General features: G+C 62.7%; 14 protein-coding genes and 1 pseudogene. 5 read left to right on the top strand and 10 right to left on the bottom strand.

Annotated features, from left to right (window positions below; translation table 11 throughout):
- Positions 1-49: 49 nt before the first annotated feature.
- Positions 50-370, bottom strand: coding sequence for a 2Fe-2S iron-sulfur cluster-binding protein (locus NKJ09_RS01595; RefSeq protein ID WP_006334837.1), 321 nt, complete (start codon positions 368-370; stop codon positions 50-52).
- Positions 371-467: 97 nt separating this feature from the next.
- Complete coding sequence (locus NKJ09_RS01590) at positions 468-836, bottom strand: Hpt domain-containing protein (RefSeq protein ID WP_023717831.1); 369 nt, start codon at positions 834-836, stop codon at positions 468-470.
- A 285-nt stretch (positions 837-1121) separates the two neighbouring features.
- Between NKJ09_RS01590 and NKJ09_RS01585 the strand changes: the two genes are divergently transcribed.
- Positions 1122-7508 carry an apolipoprotein A-IV repeat region-like domain-containing protein gene (locus NKJ09_RS01585; protein WP_352482227.1) on the top strand — a complete coding sequence of 2129 codons (6387 nt, stop codon included), beginning with the start codon at positions 1122-1124 and terminating at the stop codon, positions 7506-7508.
- 319 nt (positions 7509-7827) lie between these two features.
- On the opposite strand, the pseudogene NKJ09_RS01580 reads toward NKJ09_RS01585, so the two are convergent.
- The 5 genes and pseudogenes from NKJ09_RS01580 to NKJ09_RS01560 all read right to left on the bottom strand — a co-directional run bounded on the left by NKJ09_RS01580 (position 7828) and on the right by NKJ09_RS01560 (position 12774).
- Positions 7828-8354: pseudogene (locus NKJ09_RS01580) on the bottom strand (c-type cytochrome).
- A gap of 334 nt (positions 8355-8688) precedes the next feature.
- The gene (locus tag NKJ09_RS01575; protein WP_502895843.1) at positions 8689-9255 is read right to left on the bottom strand and encodes an ABC-type transport auxiliary lipoprotein family protein; all 567 of its coding nucleotides are present in this window, start codon (positions 9253-9255) and stop codon (positions 8689-8691) included.
- A 127-nt stretch (positions 9256-9382) separates the two neighbouring features.
- On the bottom strand, positions 9383-10756 hold the full coding sequence (locus NKJ09_RS01570; protein ID WP_023720067.1) for an MlaD family protein: 1374 nt from the start codon (positions 10754-10756) through the stop codon (positions 9383-9385).
- 13 nt (positions 10757-10769) lie between these two features.
- A complete protein-coding gene (locus NKJ09_RS01565) occupies positions 10770-11588 on the bottom strand; it encodes an ABC transporter ATP-binding protein (RefSeq protein WP_023720068.1) in 819 nt (272 codons plus the stop codon).
- Between the two features lies 1 nt (position 11589).
- Positions 11590-12774 (bottom strand): ABC transporter permease, encoded by a 1185-nt coding sequence (locus NKJ09_RS01560; protein WP_023720069.1) that lies wholly within the window; start codon positions 12772-12774, stop codon positions 11590-11592.
- A 78-nt stretch (positions 12775-12852) separates the two neighbouring features.
- Here NKJ09_RS01560 and dgcA point away from each other — a divergent pair, with 78 nt between their 5' ends.
- Positions 12853-13836: an N-acetyl-D-Glu racemase DgcA gene (gene dgcA, locus NKJ09_RS01555; protein ID WP_352494569.1), complete on the top strand. Its 984-nt coding sequence runs from the start codon at positions 12853-12855 to the stop codon at positions 13834-13836.
- Here dgcA and NKJ09_RS01550 read toward each other — a convergent pair.
- Together NKJ09_RS01550 and NKJ09_RS01545 are read right to left on the bottom strand one after the other, a co-directional pair.
- Entirely contained in the window at positions 13807-15024 is a 1218-nt protein-coding gene (locus tag NKJ09_RS01550) for an MFS transporter (RefSeq protein WP_352494568.1), read from the bottom strand. The genes dgcA and NKJ09_RS01550 overlap by 30 nt on opposite strands.
- A 127-nt stretch (positions 15025-15151) precedes the next feature.
- The gene (locus NKJ09_RS01545) at positions 15152-15940 is read right to left on the bottom strand and encodes a UDP-2,3-diacylglucosamine diphosphatase (RefSeq protein ID WP_502896861.1); all 789 of its coding nucleotides are present in this window, start codon (positions 15938-15940) and stop codon (positions 15152-15154) included.
- Positions 15941-16093: 153 nt separating this feature from the next.
- Between NKJ09_RS01545 and NKJ09_RS01540 the strand changes: the two genes are divergently transcribed.
- Both NKJ09_RS01540 and NKJ09_RS01535 read left to right on the top strand, forming a co-directional pair.
- Positions 16094-16873: an SDR family oxidoreductase gene (locus NKJ09_RS01540; RefSeq protein ID WP_023720073.1), complete on the top strand. Its 780-nt coding sequence runs from the start codon at positions 16094-16096 to the stop codon at positions 16871-16873.
- A 174-nt stretch (positions 16874-17047) separates the two neighbouring features.
- Positions 17048-19372, top strand: coding sequence for an NADP-dependent malic enzyme (locus tag NKJ09_RS01535; protein WP_352482220.1), 2325 nt, complete (start codon positions 17048-17050; stop codon positions 19370-19372).
- Here NKJ09_RS01535 and NKJ09_RS32465 read toward each other — a convergent pair.
- Positions 19305-19940 carry a DUF1287 domain-containing protein gene (locus tag NKJ09_RS32465; RefSeq protein ID WP_502901310.1) on the bottom strand — a complete coding sequence of 212 codons (636 nt, stop codon included), beginning with the start codon at positions 19938-19940 and terminating at the stop codon, positions 19305-19307. The two genes, NKJ09_RS01535 and NKJ09_RS32465, sit on opposite strands and share 68 nt — an antisense overlap.
- On the opposite strand from NKJ09_RS32465, the gene NKJ09_RS01520 reads away from it, so the two are divergent.
- Positions 19939-20187: a hypothetical protein gene (locus tag NKJ09_RS01520; RefSeq protein ID WP_352494566.1), complete on the top strand. Its 249-nt coding sequence runs from the start codon at positions 19939-19941 to the stop codon at positions 20185-20187. The genes NKJ09_RS32465 and NKJ09_RS01520 overlap by 2 nt on opposite strands.
- The last annotated feature ends 85 nt before the right edge of the window (positions 20188-20272 follow it).

Raw genomic sequence — 20272 nt, 5'->3', positions numbered from 1 at the left:
ACTGCATGACCATTGGTCCGCTGCCAAGCGGCAGCGGCAAAAATCGGCTTCAGCCTTGGCGGGCCGGCACGCGCACGACCAGCCCATCGAGGGCGTCGCGCACCTTGATCTGGCATGACAGCCGCGAATTCGGCTGGACGTCGTAGGCGAAGTCCAGCATGTCTTCTTCCATGGCTTCCGGCTCGCCGACCTCCGCCGTCCAGGCTTCGTCGACATAGACATGGCAGGTCGCGCAGGCGCAGGCGCCGCCGCATTCCGCTTCTATTCCCGGCACCGCATTGCGGATCGCATTTTCCATGACGGTCGAGCCGTTTTCGGCATCCACGTCAAAATGCGTGCCGTCATGGGCGATGAAGGTCAGCTTGGTCATTTGTCACCTGAAGGGAGTCTGAGCCGACATAATCACTCTGCCAGACAAGTCAACTGCGGCGCGAAAGCGCCGCTGCGTGGCGTTTTGGGAATAAGTTCTATCGGCTGATGGCGGCGACGAAGTCGCGCACTTCTTCGATCAGTGAGCCAAGGCGCTTCAGCGTGCTGGCGTCGTCGGGCCGGCATTCGATCGCACTGGCGCAATCGGCAATGGCGAAGGCGCCGACCCCGCGCGCCGAGCCTTTGAGCCCGTGCGCCAGTAGCAGCCGCTGCCTGACATCCGCATCGACGATCTTGTCGCGCACCGATAGCGCCTGCTGCACGAACAGTGCCAGCACCTCTTGCTCGAGGCTCCGATCGCCCATCGTCTGGCGCGCAAGATGCGCCAGATCGATCGGCCGCGCCCCAGCTGTCCCTGACACGTCACCGCCGGGCATCGAGAAGGCAATGCCGTTTTCGCCACGTATCACTTTGAGACTCCGTTCTTCGACCGCCGCAAAAAATAGGCGTATCCGGTGGACAACGGGTTAATGATTGACCCGGAAAAATGTCGCGATAACGGCGCCGGAATCACGGCTGTGTTAACCTTATATTTAAAGTTTTACGTATCGGACGGAATGCATGTTTTCTTTACCCCGCTGTGTCATTACGATACGACAGGTCCATTTTCAGCCTCCTGCGCGGGACACGTTAGGCAGAATCAATAAGCACAACCATAAGTCCCACGGCAGCTTGTACAGGGTAGCGAAGGCATGGCGAAGAAACCAACGACGACAAAAACGCTCGACAGCGACGTAGCCAGGGAACTCGAAAAGGCACTTGATATCGATCTGAGCGGCGATGCCGGCGGCGACTTCGACATCGCGGCATCCATGGAAGATCTGGAAGCGCAGATATCGCAAGCCGCCGACGAACTGGCGCGCGAAGGCCGCAGCCAGAACGAGGCGCCTGCCCCCGACCAGGCCCAGAATGCAGCACCCGCCGCCAATCAAAGCCAGAACCTAAATCCCGCGCCAAAAGCCAAGCCGGCTGAGTTGCGTCCCGTCGCAACGCGCAATGGCTCGCAGCCGCCAGCTTTCTCGCCGGCCAACGACGATCGTCAAAAAGACTATAAGACGCTCCTGCACACCCTCAACCGGCGCGCCTCGAACACGATCTATTGGGTCGTGGCTTTTGTTTCGCTGGCCTGGATCGCCGGCGCCGGTGGCCTCGCGAACCTGTTGTTCGGACCTGGCATCTGGAACATCCGCACCTTCGATCAGTTTTTCGCCCGTCCCGAGCTGATCGGCCTGGCGGTCGCGGCAATCGTGCCCGTAATCCTGTTCTGGGCATTCGCAGTGATGATTCGCCGCGCTCAGGAGATGCGCCTTGCCGCGCAGTCGATGACCGAGGTGGCCTTCCGTCTGGCCGAGCCGGAAAATCTTGCCCAGGATCGCGTCATGATGATCGGCCAAGCGGTTCGCCGCGAGGTGGCGGCCATGGGCGAAGGCATCGAACGCACACTTGCGCGCGCCGTCGAGCTCGAAACGCTGGTTCACAGCGAGGTGAACCAGATCGAGCGCTCCTATTCGGAGAACGAGTCCCGCATCCGCTCGCTGGTCGACGGGCTGGGCAGCGAGCGCGAAGCGGTCGTCACCCATGCCGAGCGTGTGCGCGCCTCGATCACCGGTGCCCACGAGACGCTGAAGGACGAGATCAACGCCGCCAGCGATATCATTCGCGACAGCATTCTCAACGCCTCGACCAAGCTGTCGATGACGATCAACGAATCCGGCGACACGCTGATCGACAGGATCAACGGGAGCTCGATGTCGATCTTCGATTCGGTGGAAGGCCGGCTCGAATCGATCACCGACCGGCTGTCGACGTCGGGCGAGGCCTTCGCCAGCCTGCTCGACACCCGCATCGCCAAGCTGACGGACACCACCGATGGCCTGACGCGGTCGCTGACCGACCTGCTCGACGACCGCACGACCGGCATGGTGTCGCTGCTCGGCGGTGCCGCGCGCACACTCAATTCCGAATTCGAAGCCAGCCTCAACGGCATCGAGCGGACGCTTGCCGAACGTGGCCAGGCGCTGATCAGCGAGTTCCAGACCCGCGCCGAGGCGCTCGACACCGGTACGCAGAAGCTCAACGCCGCGCTGGAGGCTCGCGCACGCCAGATCAACGAGACGCTGGTCGAGCGTGCGCGCGAAATCGCCCACACCTTCCAGGATAGCAAGGAGACGCTGTCGGCGATGATCGATCAGGGCAAGACCCAGATCGGCGCCGACATGGCCGACATCATCTCATCGACCTCGACCATGCTCGAAGCCCGCGCCGGCGATTTCGCCGGGCGCATGGAAGCGGCGCGCCATGTCGTATCGCGATCGTTCGATACGGACATCCAGCGGCTTGCGGATGCTCGCGCCGGCATCGAGGAAGCCGTCGAAAACCACAGCCGCAAACTTTCCGAAAGCCGCGACCGGATGGCGGCGGCAATGCAGGCCGATCTGGCGAAGTTCGCCGAGGGCCGCGCCGAAATCGATGCGGCGGTGACCAACCAGGTGCAAAAGCTTGCCGAAGGCCGCGGCCTGATCTCGCGCGCCCTTGAAGAGGATCTGCGCAAGGTCAACGAATCGCGTGCAGCGATCGACGCTTCGCTGGGCAGCCATCTAGAAAGCCTTGAAGAGGGCCGCAACCGGCTCGCCCAGGCCTTGAACGAAGACTCTGGAAAACTCGTACAAGCCCGCACGATCATTGATGAAATGGTTGCCGGGCACGTCGGAAAGCTCGCCGAAGGCCGCAGCATTCTTTCGCGCGCGCTCGAGGCCGACCTCGGCAAGCTGGCAGACAGTCGCGCCAGCATCGATGGCCTTGTCGCCGGTCAAGTCGAAAAGATCGCCGAGGGTCGCGCCATACTCGCCAGTGCGCTGGAATCCGACATCGCCGGCATCAATGGCCTCATCGAGGCCCATTCGGCGAAATTGGCGCAAGACCGCAGCGGTCTTTCCCAGTCGCTCGAGAACGACCTGTCCGACATCAGAGGTCTGATCGCCGATCATTCGGGCAGGCTCGCCGATGATCGCAGCCTGCTTTCGAAGACGCTTGAAGACGATCTTGCCAAGCTGGCCGAAAGCCGGTCGAGCATCGACGGGCTGGTTGCCGGCCAGGTCGAGAAGCTTGCCGAAGGCCGCGATATCCTCAAGCGCGCGCTGGAATCGGACCTGAACGCGATCAAGGGCGTCATCGCTGGCCAGTCCGAAAAGCTGGCGGAAGACCGTGGCCAGCTGTCACGGGCACTGGAGAGCGACTTGGAGGCTGTGCGCGGCGTTGTCTCCGATCACATGAACAAGCTCGCGGAAGACCGTTCGACGCTGTCGAAGGCGCTCGAAGACGATCTCGCCAAGTTGGCCGAAAGCCGCTCGAGCATCGATGTGATGGTTGCCGGCCAGGTCGAAAAACTGGCAGAGGGCCGCGACATCCTCAAACGCGCTCTGGAAGCCGATCTGAGCACCGTCAAGGGCGTCATTGCCAGTCAATCCGAGAAGCTGGCGGAGGATCGCGGTCAGCTGTCGCGCGCACTGGAGACCGATCTCGAGACCGTGCGGGGCGTCGTCTCCGAACATATGAACAAGCTCGCCGAGGACCGTTCGGCCCTGTCGAAGGCGCTCGAGGACGATCTCGCCAGGCTGGCAGAAAGCCGGTCGAGCATCGACGGGCTGGTTTCCGGTCAGGTCGAGAAGCTGGCCGAGGGCCGCGACATCCTCAAGCGCGCGCTGGAAGACGATCTCGCCAAGCTGGCCGAAAGCCGCTCGAGCATCGACGGGCTGGTTTCCGGCCAGGTCGAGAAACTGGCCGAAGGCCGCGACATCCTCAAACGCGCTTTGGAGGCCGATCTCAACACGATCAGGGGCGCCATCGCCGACCAGTCGCAGCTATTAACCGACAATCGCGCACAGTTTTCGCGCGCCCTAGAGGCCGATCTCGGCAACGTCAACAGCCTTGTCGCTACCCACGCGGAGAAGCTCGTCCAGGACCGCTCGACCCTGTCGAAGGCGCTCGAGGACGATCTCGCCAAGCTGGCCGAAAGCCGCTCGAGCATCGATGGGCTGGTTGCCGGCCAGGTCGAGAAGCTTGCCGAAGGCCGCGACATCCTCAGGCGCGCTCTGGAAGCCGATCTGGAGAGGCTTGCATTGAGCCGCAGCGAGGTCGACGAGATTGTCGCCGGTCATGTCGGCAAGCTGACCGAGGGCCGCGACATGCTGACCCGCGCATTGCAGGACGATCTCTCCAGGCTCGCCGACACGCGCAAGGATGTCGACCGTTCGCTGTCCGGCCATATCGACCAGATCGCCGCCAGGAGCACCGACATCTCCGATGCCATCGCTGCCGACGTGGAAAAGATCGAGCAGGCGTTCAGCCGGCAGACAGGCATCATCGAGGAGCGCGCCAGCACCATGGAGCGGGCGCTGTCGACGGGTGTCGACAACGTTCGCAGTGTGCTCGAAAGAAGCGCGGTCTTCGTCGCCGGGGCGCTGCGCGAGAAGGTCATGGAAGTCACCAGCGCTCTGCATGAGCAGGCGGGCGCTGCATTCAGCGATGCCGACCGCAAGATCGCCGAGCGCGCCGAGCAGACCTCGGCCGCTCTGCTCGCCAGGGCGGAGGACATCGCCCGCACCTTCGAGGAGGCGGATCGTCGCCTCGCCGCCCGCGCCGAGGATACGTCGAGCGCACTGATTGCCCGCGCCGACGACACGTCGAACACCTTGCTCGCGCGCGCCCAGGAGACGGCCGATCAGCTGGCAACCCGAGCAAGTGAGATTGCCGGTACCTTCGACGCGGCGGACCACAGGCTGGTCTCTCGCGCCATCGAAACGGCCCAGTCGCTGGCTGCACGTGCCGGCGACATCTTGCGCAATTTCGAAACAGCTGACGAGCGGCTGGGCGTGCGCATCGGCGAATCCGCCGAAGCTCTCGCGGCACGTGCGTCGGATCTCGGCCGCATTTTCGATGCCGCCGACCAGCAACTTATTTCGCGCATTGCCGAAGGCTCCGAAGCACTTTCGGCACGTGCGTCCGAGATCGGCCGCATCTTCGAGGAGGCCGATCATCGCCTGGTGTCCCGTATCGCCGACAGCAGCACCGCAATCGGCGAACATGCCGACAATATTGTCGGTGCCTTCACCAGCACCGAGCAGCGGGTTGCCGAACGCGCCAGGCAGACTGGCCAGGAACTCGCCGTCCATGCCCGTGAAATCGAGCAGCTGCTTGCCGGTGCCGACGAACGCCTGGCCTCGAGTGCTGCCGCCACAGCGGCCCGCGTCGAGGAGCAGGTCGCCAGCGTCGAGAACCGCCTCGCCTACACTGCCGAGACAATGGGCCAAAAGCTCAACGAACAGGTCTCGAACGCCGAGGCGCAGTTAGTCTCGCGTGCCAACACGATCGCCGAAACCTTCACCGCGGTCGGCCAGCATATCGGCCAGAGCACCAACGACGCTGCAAAGACCATCGGTGCCAATACTCGCGAGCTCAGTACGATGCTTGCGGCACGTTCGGCCGAAATATCGAAAATCCTGGACGAGACGGCACGGCCTCTGGTCGAGCGCTTCGCCCAGGGCGGCTCCGAGCTGCAAAAGAGCATGGAAGAGGTCACCGAACGTGCGACAGAGAAGCTGCGCACTCAAAACGCCGCCCTCGTCGACGCCCTCGCCAGCCGCACGGCCGAAACTCTGTCGGCCGTCGAAGGCGCGCGCTCGACGCTTGCCGACAGCGTTGCCGACCTCATCGGCCGCATGACCGCCTCCAGCTCGCAGCTCGGTCAATTGATCGAGCAGGCGGCGACCAATCTCGGCCAGGTCGACGAACGCCTGACTGGGAGCACGCAAAGCTTCGCGGCGACCACGGAAAAGACCGCCCAGACTTTCGCCAGCTCGGCGCGCCTTGTCGATTCGAACACGACGCGGCTCACCGAGCTGTCGTCCTCGACCTTGCGCGAGGTTGCCTCTATCGCCACCAAGTTCGACGAGCACAGCCGGTTGCTGTCCAGCGCCTCGGATCTGCTGAGCTCGGCCCAGAGCAACCTCGAGCACACGCTCGAAAGGCAATCGTCGCTGGAGGACCTCGCCGTCGGCCTTGTTAAGAAGTCGGAAGATCTCGAACGGGTCATGCGCTCGTTCGAGAATCTGGTCGGCCAGACGCTGCAGAACGCCGAAGGCAAGACGCTGGAATCCGCCGACAAGATCCGTGCCGCGATTTCCGAAGTGGTCGATTCGGCTACCAAGCGCTTTGCCGATGCGACCGAGGAAATGCGGCGCACCGCCGGCTCGATCAAGAGCGAGCTCGACCTCACCCGAGCCGAGCTCAAGAAAGGCGTCATCGAGATGCCGGAAGAGGCAAAGGAATCAACCACGGCTATCCGCCGTGCCGTTTCCGAGCAGATCAACGCGCTGAAGGAACTTTCTGAAATCGTTGCCAAATCTGGCCGCAGCGCCGACAGTTCGGAACAGCGCAACCTGCGTCCGGCGCCGCAAGCGCCTGCCGCACGCGCCGCCGAGCCGCCACGCCGCCCGGCTCCGGCTCCGGAACAGCGCCATGCACCGCAGGCGCCTTCGGGCGAGACGGCGCTGCGCGGCACGCTCGACCTCGAACGTCCCGCAGACACAGCGCTGCGCCAGCGCGACCCCAACGGCCGCACGCCGCAAGGCGGCTGGGTGCGCGACCTCCTGACCGGTGCATCGCGCGAAGACGACGCCAAGCCGGCGGCGCCTGCCGAAGCGCCGCGCCCGGCTCCCGCTCCGCGTTCGCCGCTTCATGTCGTGGAATCGCTGAACTCGCTCTCCGTCGATATCGCCCGAGCCATCGATCACGATGCCTCGATCGAGCTGTGGAACCGATACCGGCGCGGCGAGCGCGACGTCTTCACACGCCGTCTTTACACGCTGAAGGGCCAGCAGACGTTCGACGAGATCCGCCGCAAATATCAGTCGGAGGCGGAGTTCCGCGCTGCTGTCGATCGTTACTGCGACGATTTCGAAAAGCTGCTCAAAGACGTGTCGCGCAACGACCGCGACAACATCATGGCGCAGACCTACCTGACGTCGGATACCGGCAAGGTCTACACCATGCTGGCCCACGCCAGCGGCCGCTTGCATTGATCAGACGACAATGGAACATGAAAAAGGCGGGAAATTCCCGCCTTTTTCGCGCCGTGCTGATCTTGATCCTATCAACGCATGAAGCGACACCCCAGGATGCGTTCAAATGACGAGGCATCCTGCTCTATCTGTTGTTTAGCCGCATTTCTGCGGTGCCAACTAACACCATTGGGCAGAATGCTCTAGGGTCAAAAACCAAACACTCTGAACGACCGAATTCGACCCATTTTTGCCGTTCCGATATCGGGCCTCACCATCTCCAAGGCGGTACATTCACCCACTATTCGGCGAGAAAAATCTCGTTCCGATCAAAGCCGCCCTACTTCGTTGCAGCGGCTGCGGCTTCCCCCGGCGGCATAATCCGCATCATGAAAGCCGACACCGTTTCCCCGGGTTTGAACGGGCCGGGAACCTGATGGCTGACCGGCTTCACACTTTGGAGGAATGCCGCGATAGCCATGGCGTCATCCGCGGTGAGATGCGCAAAATCGCGCCAAGGCATGATCGGCGCCAGCATACGGCCGTCCGGCCGTTCGCCGGTCTGGATCGCGGTGACGATCTGCTCCGGGGTCCAGCTTCCGATACCGGTCTCCTTGTCAGGCGTGATATTGCGGGCGACAAAGACACCAAGACCAGGAATCTCGAAGCCCACATCTGAACCGCCAAGAAAGCGCGACATGTCGGGCTTCCCGAAGAAGTAACCGGGTGTGTGGCAGTCGCTGCAGCCGGCAATCGTAGCCAGATATTCGCCGCGCGCAATCTGTGTGTCGTCGGCCATGGCCGCGTAAGATGGCAGGCAACAATTGACGCTGTCAAGAATGCAAGATGAATTAGTGTCCGAAACATTGCTTCCTCCCTGTGGTCTGTTCGTGGTTTGTCCGTCGACCTCCCGCGTCGTCAACTGGTCGCAATTCCCCGATTTGGCGACGTCGGGGACGTTAAATTTTAGCATGGCCAGGACGGATTACTATCAGCGATCAATTGGACCGTCGGCACTTGTCGTGTCCGGTTGAGCAACTGTTACGAAGCTCGCTAGCCGACGCAAAACGCCTTCGCCTTCTTTGGCGCAACGTGCTCGTCCTGGCAGATGAGCCGAACGGCAACCTACCACCCATCTCGGCCATTGGGGCAGTCAGATGATTGAGTTTGATCCTAGCTGCGCCCGGCAGTTCCGGCCGCGTCAGATCACAGTGTCCGTCCAGCGGACGATTTGCCCGGCCGCATCACCGAACGCCGCGTCGAGCGCGCCGACATAGGCCTGGTTGCCGCTGCCCGAAACGGGCGCGATGGCGCTAAACGTCTTCGAAGCGCGCACTTCGCCGTTGCGGTCGTTCAACAGGCGCACGAACAGCTCGACCTCGGCATGTTGGCCGCCATCGACACGCACCTCGAACGAGCGGATCTCGACGATCACCTGATAGTCGATTGCCAGCCCCTCGCCCGGCTTACCGACGCCGGTGAAGCTGCCCGAGCGCTGGAACGTCTCTGCCAGCCGCGCTTGTACGATCATCGGCAGCCGGTCGGCCCATTGCGCGCCCTTGAGATACTGGATCGATCGCGGCGATGGCTTGATGACGATGTTCTGGCTGTCCAGCGCCTTGAGCGCCGACGGCTGGGCGATGAGGATCTGGCGACGGCTGTGGGCACGCGCTTCCAGCGACGGCGCCGAAAGCTCGAACGTGTCCAGCGGTGCCGGTCCGCCGCCAGGCAAGGCCGCGCAGCTTGCAAGCGCAAGCGCCAGCAACACCGCCCCGCTCTTCAACCCACTCGATCTGATGCTGCCTGAACTGATCGACTTCAAACGCGATCCCCCCCGGATCGTGGAAACAACGCGTATCTGCAAGCTATGTTCTTGCTGTGGGCGGAGGCCGAAGTCAACGGCGCACCCTGCCGTCGAACTGCCGGACCTCGCCCTCGCCGCCGGACAGGATCCGCTGCGGGTTGCGGCTCAGATCGGTTACCGCCTCCTCGATGCGGGTGATCGAACGACGGCTGTCCTGGACCAGCGCTTCGACGTTTTGCAGCCCCTGTCCCGAGAATCGCGCCAGATTGTCGGTGATGGTACCGAGACGGGCGTTCAGCGTGTCGGCGACCTGCTTGAACGATTTCAGCGTCGCTCTCGCGTCGGCCATGACGCCGTCGGCCTGGCCGGAGCCGAGCAGTTTGTCGACCTTGGCAAGAATACCGTCGACTCGCACCGAGGCATCGTTGAGGCGTCCTGCGAGCTGGTGCGCGTCTTTGATGGTTTCATCGATGTCGTCGGCTCGGTTGGCGAACTTGTTGGTCACCTTGGCGATGTCGGCGGCAGCCTCGTTGGCGTTTTCGCTGGCCTTCTGGATGTTGGCCAGCGCGGTGCGAACCTCAGCCGGATCGATGCCGTCGAGAACGCCGTCGACCTTGGCCAGCGTGCCTTGCGTCTTCTGGGCGAAGTCGTTGATCGAGCCGACCGCAGTGTCGACGTTCTTGATGACCGTGTCGAACTGCTTGCTGGTTTCCTTGAGGTTGGAAGTGACCGTGTCGACATTGGCGACGATGCTCTTGATCTGGTCCTTGTCGACGGCGTTGAGTAGCCCTTCCGCCGCCTTCAGAGTGCCGTCGAGCTTGCCCGAAACACCCTTCAATTCGTCCGCCAGCGAGCTGACGCTGGCCAGGAACTTGTCGACCCCGTCCGAATTCCTGGCCAGTGCATCGGAGAAGGTCTGGACATTGTTGACCGTCTGCGTCAGCGGCCCGCGAACGTCCTTGGTGAAGCCTTCGAGCTCCGAAAGGACCTTGTCGGCGCGGGTGAAGATGTTCTGCGCCGTCTGCAGCAGATTGGTGACCGCCGACGGGTTGGCAACGATCTCAGCGACACGGCCTTCCTTTTCCGCCTCGTCGAGGAGTTTTGGCTCCTTGGGGTCGGCGCCCTTGAGCTCGATATTGGCCTGCCCGGTGAGGCCGGCAAGCCCGATATCGGCCTGCGTCGACTTGGTGATCGGCGTATTGCGGTCTATTTCGGTGTCGGCGATGGCAGCGGTCGGATTGTCGACGTCGATATAGACACGGCGCACGTCGCCGACCTTGACGCCGTTGAACAGTACGAAGCTGCCACGGCCGAGTCCCGAAGCCGACCCTGGAATGCGCACGCGCAATATGGTCGTCTCACCCTTGTCGCCGATCGCCGCCGTCCAATAGACGAAAGCGAAAGCCGCGAGGATGGCGGCCAGCGTGAAAATGCCGACAATGACGTAGTTGGCCCTGGTTTCCATTGCTCACTTATGGCTATGCGCGCGCCGCAAGATCAAGTTGCCGGGCGCGTTTTCCGCGGAAATAGGATTTTACCCAGGGTTCCTCGCTCCTGAGCATGTCGTCGATCGTGCCCTCGACCAGCACTTTCTTTTTGCCAAGCACCGCCACGCGGTCGCACGCGGTAAACAGCGTGTCGAGATCGTGCGTGACCATATACACGGTCAAATCCATCGTATCGCGCAGCTTGACGACCAATTCGTCGAACTCAGCCGCGCTGATCGGGTCAAGGCCGGAAGTCGGTTCGTCGAGGAAGACGATATCCGGGTCGAGCGCCAGAGCGCGCGCCAGCGCAGCACGCTTGATCATGCCGCCGGAAAGCTCGGAAGGGAATTTCTGCGCCGCGTCCGGCGGCAGTCCGACCAGCTCGACCTTGAGCATGGCCAGTTCGTCCATCAGCTTCTTCGGCAAATCGAGATATTCGCGCATCGGCACCTGGACGTTTTCGAGGACGGTCAGCGCCGAAAAAAGCGCGCCGTGCTGGAACAGCACGCCAAGCCGCATGTCGATGCGAAGGCGCTCCCTTTCGCTTGCCTTCTCGACGTCGACGCCGAACAGTTTGATTGTTCCCGATTGCTTGCGCGTCAGGCCAAGGATGGTGCGCAAGAGAACAGATTTGCCGGCACCGGAGGCACCGACGAAGCCGAGAATCTCCCCGCGCCAGATGTCGAGCGACAATTTGTCGAGAACGACTTGGTCGGCGAACGACACCGTGACGTCGTGCGCCGACAGCACGATCTCGTCCTCTTTGGCTTTCTCCGCCACCTTGGTCGTGTTTGTGCCCGGCAGCGCCATGTCAGAACTCGATCGCTGCATAGAACATGGCGAAAAGCCCATCGAGGATAATGACCACGAAGATCGACTTCACCACTGAGGCGGTCACATGCTGGCCAAGCGATTCGGCGCTGCCGCCAACCTTCATGCCCTCGACCGAGGCAATTATGCCGATGATCATGGCCATGAAAGGCGCCTTGATCAGGCCGGCAAAGATGGTGCTGAGGTCGATTGCGACACGCAGCCGGTCAATGAACGCTGCCGGTGCAATATCGGAGTAGAGCCATGCAGCCAAAATGCCGCCGCCCAGCGCGGCAAAGTTGGCGATGATCGTCAGGCAAGGTAGCGCGACGACCAGCGCGACCAGCCGCGGAAACACCAGCACGCCGATTGGATTGAGGCCGATCACTTTCAGCGCATCGACCTCCTCGCGCATCTTCATCGAGCCGATCTCGGCGGTGATCGCGCTACCGGAGCGGCCGGCGATCATGATCGCCGTCATCAGCACGCCGAGCTCGCGCAGGATCAGCACGCCGACCAAGTCGACGACGAAGATATCGGCGCCGAAATAGCTGAGCTGATAGGCGCCTTGCTGGGCGACGATCGCACCGACAATGGCCGACATCAGCACAACCACCGGTATGGCGCCAACGCCCATGCGATCGATCTGGTTGAAGATCGCCGCCATGTTGACGGCATGGCCGCGGCCAAGCTTCATCTGCGAGCCGCGTATCGTGGCGCCGAGGATGTTCATTGCGGCCAGGAAATCGTCGCGCATCTCATAAACGCGCCGGCCAACCGCCTCGAGCCCGCGAATGATGAAGTTGGGCGGCTTTGCCGGACCTGATTCGGGCTCGCGTCGAACGGCGTCCCCGACGGCGCCAAGCAGGATCGAGGCGATCTCGCTCTGCCCCTGCATCGTGATCTCGACGCCCTTCTTTTCGAAGCTGCTGACCAGGCGGTCGATCAGCCATGCTCCGGCAGTGTCCATCTTTTCGATTTGTGAGAGGTCGAGCGCCAGCGTCTTGAAGCCGCTGCGCTGCTCGATCTTGCGCATCTCGGCATCGACCAGCGCCACGGTGCGTGTCGTCCAGCTTCCCGAGAAAGCGCAGCCGAGAACGCCGCCCTCCTCGCCGATCGCGATGCGCGGCTGGTGGTCGGGCTCCTTGGCAGGGCCGCTTGCGTCGCGTTTGCGGATGGTCAACATGGCGTCCTGTTTAGCCTGACGGGGCCGACCTGTCGATTTGCCGATATCCTCCTTGTTGCACAGCCGGAGCAGAAAAATATGGCGCGTGTCATTTCGGTCGAGGCCGAGCGCTTTCCTATTGCCGGGACCTTCACCATTTCGCGCGGCTCGAAGACCGAGGCTGAGGTGATTTCCTGCGCCATCAGCGAAGACGGCCATACCGGGCGCGGCGAATGCGTCCCTTACAAGCGCTATGGCGAGACCGTGGAGGGTGTGCGCGACGCGATCGAGGCGATGCGCGGTGAGATCGCGGGCGGCATCAGCCGCACCGCCCTGCTCGGTGCCATGCCTGCGGGTGCGGCACGCAATGCCATCGATTGCGCGCTCTGGGACCTGGAATCGAAGATCAGCGGAACACCGGTGGCGCATATGATACGAACCGTTCCGTTACGGGCGCTTGAGACGGCGTACACACTGTCGCTCGCCGAGCCCGAGGCGATGGCGGCGCAAGCCCGCGCCAACGCCCAGCGCCCGCTGCTCAAGGTCAAGATCGGCGGCGACAACGACATCGCCCGCATCCGTGCAGTGACGGCGGCGGCACCCGACAGCCGAATCATTCTCGACGCCAATGAGGGCTGGAATGACGACAATATCGTCGCAAACCTCGCCTTTGCCGCCGAGCACGGTATCGCCTTGATCGAACAGCCGCTGCGGGCGGGACATGACGGTATTCTTCGCCACATCGCGCATCCGGTGCCGATCTGCGCCGACGAAAGCGTGCACGAGGCGAAGGACCTCGACGCGCTTGTCGGCCTCTACGACGCCATCAACATCAAGCTCGACAAATCGGGTGGCCTGACCGCAGCACTCGTGCTTCGCGACCGCGCCCGCGAACTGGGTCTTGGCGTCATGGTCGGCTGCATGGTCGGCACATCGCTTGCGATGGCGCCGGCCGTGCTGTTGGCGCAGGATGCCGATTTCGTCGATCTCGACGGTCCGTTGCTGCTAGCCTGCGACCGCGTTCCAGGTCTCGTCTACCAAGGTTCGCTGGTGTCACCGCCCGAGCCAGCGCTGTGGGGCTGAACGCGCGGCAAGCCCGATCAGCGCCAGGCCCGTCAGGGCGATGGGGATCATCGCAAAGAAGCCATTCGCGCCGAAGCGATCGTAAAGAGGACCTGAAATCAGCGTTGCCACCGCCATGAAGAAGCCGTTGGAGAAATAGGCGATGCCTTGCGCCGCCCCGGTGCGTTCTTCCGCGATTGTCTCACCGATCATCTTTTGCAGGCCGATCAGCACCAGCGCCACCGAGACGGCGTGCAGTGTCTGGATCGCGAAGAACCCGCCAACGCCAAGCCCGAGCGGCCAGATCAGGGGGAAGGCAATCCAGCGCACGATCGCGCCTATCCCGGCAATCAGCATGATCGAGACGACCGAGAAGGAGGCGAAAGCCCGGGTGAAGACGACGAACATGCATATCTCGGCGACGACGCCCCACCCCCACAGCAGCCCGACAACCGAATCGCTGATGCCGATCGACTTCCAGTATATCGACACGAAGCCGTAGAGAAATGCGTGGCTGGCGGTGATGATGCCGACGCCGGTCGAAAAGTAGAGGAAGTACCGGTTGAGGAGTTTCGGTGCCGATTGCTGGATGTCGGCGGCTGAAAGCGGCGAGGCGCGGCGCGGACGGCCGAGGCGCGGCGCAATCAGTCCGGCGGCTAGCGCGGCGCATAACGACACGAAGATGATCACTGGGACAGCCTGGGCACCGCTCGCCGACAGGATGAAACCGCCGGCGAGATTGGCGCAGAGATAGGAGATCGAGCCCCATTTGCGCATGCCGGCGTAGTTCGAGCCGAAGCGGCGAACACCTGAAAGGGCGAGCGAATCGGCAATCGGCGAATGCGGCGTCCAGACGACCGTCAGCGCCAATGACACGGCAAGTACCATTGCGTAGGTCGGCGGCAGGAAGTAACCGGCCGACAGGATCAGCGATGCGGCGACCAGCGCGACATAGACATTGGCGCGGTCGCTCGCTTTGTCTGCCAGAGCGGTAAGAAAAGGCGTCGTCGCCACGCGCAGGAACATCGGCGCAGCGAGGATCACGGCTATCTGCTCGGCATGGAACCCCTTCGCCTGCAGCCACAGCGGGAAATAGGGCACATGCGTTCCGAGCGGAACGAAGAGCGTGAAGAAGATCAAGCTCATGCGCAGTTCGAAATGGCGTGGCTTGACGAGCTGTTCGGGCGAAAGCGGCGGCAGCGAGGACATTAACAGGCGATCCGTCGGCACGGCATTCAGCCGGGTCGGCCCACCACACCAGCCGCTGCATAACACGGCGAAAAAGTGGATGAAACCGCTGGACTAACCGATTAAAGCGAGGTGAGGCCGGGTTTGGTCAAGCCGCCTGGACTGCCCTGCCCTTGATGTCGATCGGCACGAGCACCTCGCTGCCGACCGGAGTCTCCGGCAGGACATGCGCCCAATGCAGTATCTCCATCCGGCCGTCAAAATGCTCGACCACCGCCGTGCAGCTCTCCACCCAATCGCCGGTGTTGATGTACTGCACGTCCTCGTAGCTTTCGATCGCCGCATGGTGGATGTGCCCGCAGATCACGCCGTCGACATGCGAGCGGCGCGCCTCCTCGCTCAGCACGGTCTGGAACGAGCCGATGAAATTCACCGCCTTCTTGACCTTGACCTTGGCCCAGGACGAGAACGACCAGTAAGGCAGGCCGAGCACTTGGCGCAGGCGCGTGATGACGCGATTGACCAGCATCGCCGCGTCATAGGCATAGTCGCCTAGATAGGCCAGCCAGCGCGCATTGTGGACGACGGTGTCGAACTGGTCGCCATGGATGACAAGAAGGCGTTTGCCATCGGCGGTCTCGTGGACGGCGCGATCGGCGACGACAATGCCGCCGAAATGCACACCTTGAAACTGCCGCGCGAACTCGTCATGGTTGCCGGCGATGTAGGTGATGCTGGCGCCCTTGCGCGCCTTGCGCAGCAATTTCTGGACCACGTCATTGTGGCTCTGCGGCCAGTGCCAGCTCCGTCTCAAGCGCCAGCCGTCGACGATATCGCCGACGAGATAGATGATATCGGCATCGTGATGGCGCAGGAAATCGATCAGGAACTCGGCCTTCGCCGCCTTCGATCCGAGATGGACGTCGGAGATGAACATGCTGCGGAAAGTGCGGGGCTCTGCGCCAGACATCATTTGTCACCGTTGCTTTCGCGTGAGGCTATGCCCCGATTCATGCAACAACCGTATGACGGTTGCGATTGGTCCAGCCATACGGGTAGGTTGCCGCGGCAATCAGAGGAGAAAATCACCATGGATCTCGGCATTCGCGGCAAGAAGGCCATCGTCTGCGCCTCGAGCAAGGGGCTGGGACGCGGTTGCGCCATGGCGCTGGCAGAGGCAGGCTGCGATCTGGTCGTCAACGGCCGCAACGCCGACGTGCTGGCCAAAACCGCCGCCGAACTGCGCGAGAAATTCGGCGTCAGCGTGACCGAGATCGTCGGCGACGTATCCAAACCCGACGTCCAGAAGGCGCTGCTTGCCGCCTGCCCCGATCCCGACATCCTCGTCAACAACAATGGCGGTCCGCCGCTTCGCGATTTCCGTGCGCTCGATCGGGAAAAGATCCTCGAAGGCGTCACCCAGAACATGGTGACCCCTGTCGAGCTGGTTCAGGCCGTGATCGACGGCATGGCGGCGCGCGGCTTCGGCCGCATCGTCAACATCACCTCGCTGTCGGTCTATGTTCCTATCCCCGGCCTCGACCTGTCGTCCGGAGCCCGCGCTGGCCTCACGTCGTTCCTGGCAGGCGTCGCGCGGACGGTGATCGACCGCAATGTGACGATCAACAACATGCTGCCGGGAAAACTCGATACCGACCGGCTGCGCGGCCCGCATGAGGCCGGCACACCCGAAGACCCGGCCGCCGCCGCCGCGCGCAAAGCCAAGGCCGCGGCCAACGTTCCGGCCAAGCGACTCGGCACGCCGGAGGAATTCGGCCAGATCTGCGCCTTCCTGTGCTCGGTTCACGCCGGTTACCTGACCGGACAGAACATACCGGTCGACGGCGGCCTCTACGTCAGCGCGTTCTGAACAGCGGAGAGGAAAAGACCTGAATAGCGCGGCAGGATTTTAGCACAACTAACTGAAACAAATCGATTTTACTCGTTTCGCAAGGCAAAATGGCGGTTGCGTCATTTGGCATCGTGAAAAACCAATTCTGCATGTTAAAAGGCTTCAAGGCAGGATCGCAGGGAGGCGGCCGTCATGACAGGCGAAAGCAAGAAGGCGGCGCGATCCGACCTGGACGAAGCAGCGCTCTACTTCCACAAGCACCCCCGGCCCGGAAAGCTTGAAATCCAGGCGACGAAGCCGCTCGGCAATCAGCGCGACCTGGCGCTTGCCTATTCGCCCGGGGTCGCCGCCCCCTGCCTTGAAATCCGCGACGATCCGGCAACTGCCGCAGACTATACAGCCCGCGCCAATCTTGTTGGCGTCGTCACCAACGGTTCGGCGGTGCTGGGCCTCGGCAATATCGGACCGCTCGCCTCCAAGCCGGTGATGGAAGGCAAGGCGGTGCTGTTCAAGAAGTTCGCCGGCATCGATGTCTTCGACATCGAGATCGATGCACCGGGCATCGAGCGCATGGTCGAGACGATCTCGGCGCTGGAACCGACCTTCGGCGGCATCAACCTTGAGGACATCAAGGCGCCCGAGTGCTTCGAGGTCGAGGAGCAGTTGAAAGCGCGCATGGGCATACCGGTCTTCCATGACGATCAGCACGGCACCGCCATCATCGTCGCCGCCGCCGTGCTCAATGGGCTGGAATTCGCCGGCAAGTCCATCTCCGACATCAAGATTGTCACGTCGGGGGCAGGTGCTGCGGCGCTTGCGTGCCTCAACCTTCTGGTCTCGCTCGGCGCGCGGGTCGAAAACATCTGGGTCACCGACCGGTTCGGCGTCGCCCATAAGGGCCGCGTCGAGGAGATGGACCGCTGGAAAGATCCTTATGTGAAGGATACCGAAGCGCGCACGCTGGCCGACGTTCTGCCCGGCGCCGACGTGTTTCTCGGCCTGTCTGCCGCCGGCGTGCTGAAGCCGGAATTGCTTCACCACATGGCGCCCAAGCCGCTGATCCTGGCGCTGGCCAACCCCAATCCCGAGATCATGCCGGAAGCGGCACGGGCAGCACGGCCCGACGCGATGATCTGCACGGGCCGCTCCGATTTCCCCAATCAAGTCAATAACGTACTCTGTTTTCCTTACATCTTCCGTGGCGCGCTGGATTGCGGCGCAAGCGCCATCAACGAAGAGATGAAGATGGCCGCGGTGCGAGCGATTGCAGCGCTTGCCCGCGAAGAGCCGTCCGACGTTGCCGCGCGCGCCTATTCCGGCGAGACGCCGATCTTCGGCCCGGAGTTCCTGATCCCCTCACCTTTCGACCCGCGACTGATCCTGCGCATTGCCCCTGCCGTCGCCAAGGCAGCCTGCGAGAGCGGCGTCGCGACCCGGCCGATCACCGATTTCGCCGCCTATGTCGACAAGCTGAACCGCTTCGTCTTCCGCTCCGGCCTGGTCATGAAGCCGGTATTCTCGATGGCCAAGACGTCGAGCGCCAAGCGCGTCATCTATGCCGATGGCGAGGACGAGCGCGTACTTCGCGCCGCGCAAGTCGTGCTCGAGGAAGGCATTGCCGAACCGATCCTGATCGGCCGCCCGCATGTCATCGAGGTGCGGCTGAAGCGCTACGGGCTGCGCATCAAGCCGGGCGTCGATTTCGGCTTGATCAACCCGGAAGACGATCCGCGTTACCGCCACTATGTCGACCTTTTGATCGAGCTTGCCGGCCGGCGTGGGGTGACGACGGAAGCGGCGCGCACCATGGTGCGCACCGACAATACGGTGATCGCCGCCCTTGCCCTGAAGCGCGGCGACGCCGACGCCATGGTCTGCGGCCTTGAGGGCCGTTTCGAGCGTCATTTGCGCAACGTGACGCTGATCATCGGGCCGCGCGCCGGCATCAAGGATCGCGACCTGTCGACGCTTTCCATGCTGATTTCGCAGCGCGGCATCATTTTCCTCACCGACACCCATGTCTCCGTCGATCCGACCGCCGAGGAGATTGCTGAGATGACCGTTTTGGCGGCCGAGGAGATTCAGCGTTTCGGCATCGAGCCCAAGGCAGCGCTGCTGTCGCATTCGGATTTTGGCTCCCGCGATTCGCCAAGCGCCATGAAGATGCGGCAGGCGGCGGCGATCTTGGCGCGCATCGCGCCCGACCTGCAATGCGACGGCGAGATGCATGCCGACTCGGCGCTATCGGAGCAGCTGCGCCAGCGCGTCTATCCGCATTCGCGGCTGAAGGGCGAAGCCAATCTGCTGGTGTTCCCCAATCTCGATTCGGCGAACATCACGCTGACCGCGCTGCGCACGATGATGGACGCGCTGCATGTCGGCCCGATCCTGCTCGGCACCGACAGCCCGGCGCACATATTGACGCCGTCGGTCACCTCGCGCGGCGTCGTCAATATGACGGCACTGGCCGTGGTCGAAGCCGCGCATAAGGCGCAAGCCATCGTCGATCTGGGCTAGCCGTGGGCTTTCTCAGATTGGCCCGAACCGGAAATGCCCTGTCTGCCTGAAGGCAAACAAAGTGTCCTCTTCCCTGGCGCCGCCACCGATATTGTGAATGACCAGCCCTCTTGTCGGCACCACAGTGGAGCGATTGGACGACACGATGGCAATATGCGACAGATTGCCGGGCAGCAATCTGGGCGACGAGATCCCCAGGCCGATAGTCGGCGGGGTCTTGGCTGACGGGCAAGGCAGCACCGCGCCGCTCAAAATAGACCGCAAGATTGGGCACACGGCGGTGGTCGATGTTGCGGTCGGGCGCTTTCAGGCCCCAAGCCTTCGGATAGGCGGCAAAATTGGCCCGCATATCCTCATGCACCAATTCTTGCAGATCGAGATCGAAGGCGCGGCGATAGGCACGGATCACGACATCCGTGCACACACCCCGCTCGGGCTCAACGTCCCCGCCCGGATAGGCCAGGCGTGTATAGGTCGGATCGTAGAGCGTGGTGACGCCGATCTGCTCACGGGCGGCTTCGACCAATTTGGTGCCCCAATCCGGCGTGATGGGCTTTTCCTGCGCCATGGCAACCGGCATCGCCAGGCACAAAAGACCAAATTGCACTGCGGCTCGACGGGTAATCGCGGTCATGCCAAGCCTCCGGGCATTGCTGGATCCAGGCATTCTTCTGGGCGAATACGCCTTTTTCGTGCAACGCCAGGGTGTCGCGGTCCTGACAATGTCCGAGTATGCCGTGCGGCGTGGTCGATATGACGCGCTGGTTGTGGTCGAAGCCGCGCACAAGGCGCAAGCCATCGCCGATTTGGGCTGAAGCCGGAATCAGCGATATGCTAAACAAACGCTTAACCGCAAGCGCGGTAGCTTTCAGAACGGCAGACAGGCGGAGTTCCGGAGCG

Origin of the sequence: Mesorhizobium sp. M0189 (assembly GCF_040322135.1) — a bacterium.
In the GTDB taxonomy this organism is placed as follows: Bacteria; Pseudomonadota; Alphaproteobacteria; order Rhizobiales; family Rhizobiaceae; genus Mesorhizobium.
Note: the sequence above shows the minus strand (reverse complement) of the source record. Positions and strands in the feature narration are given on the sequence as shown.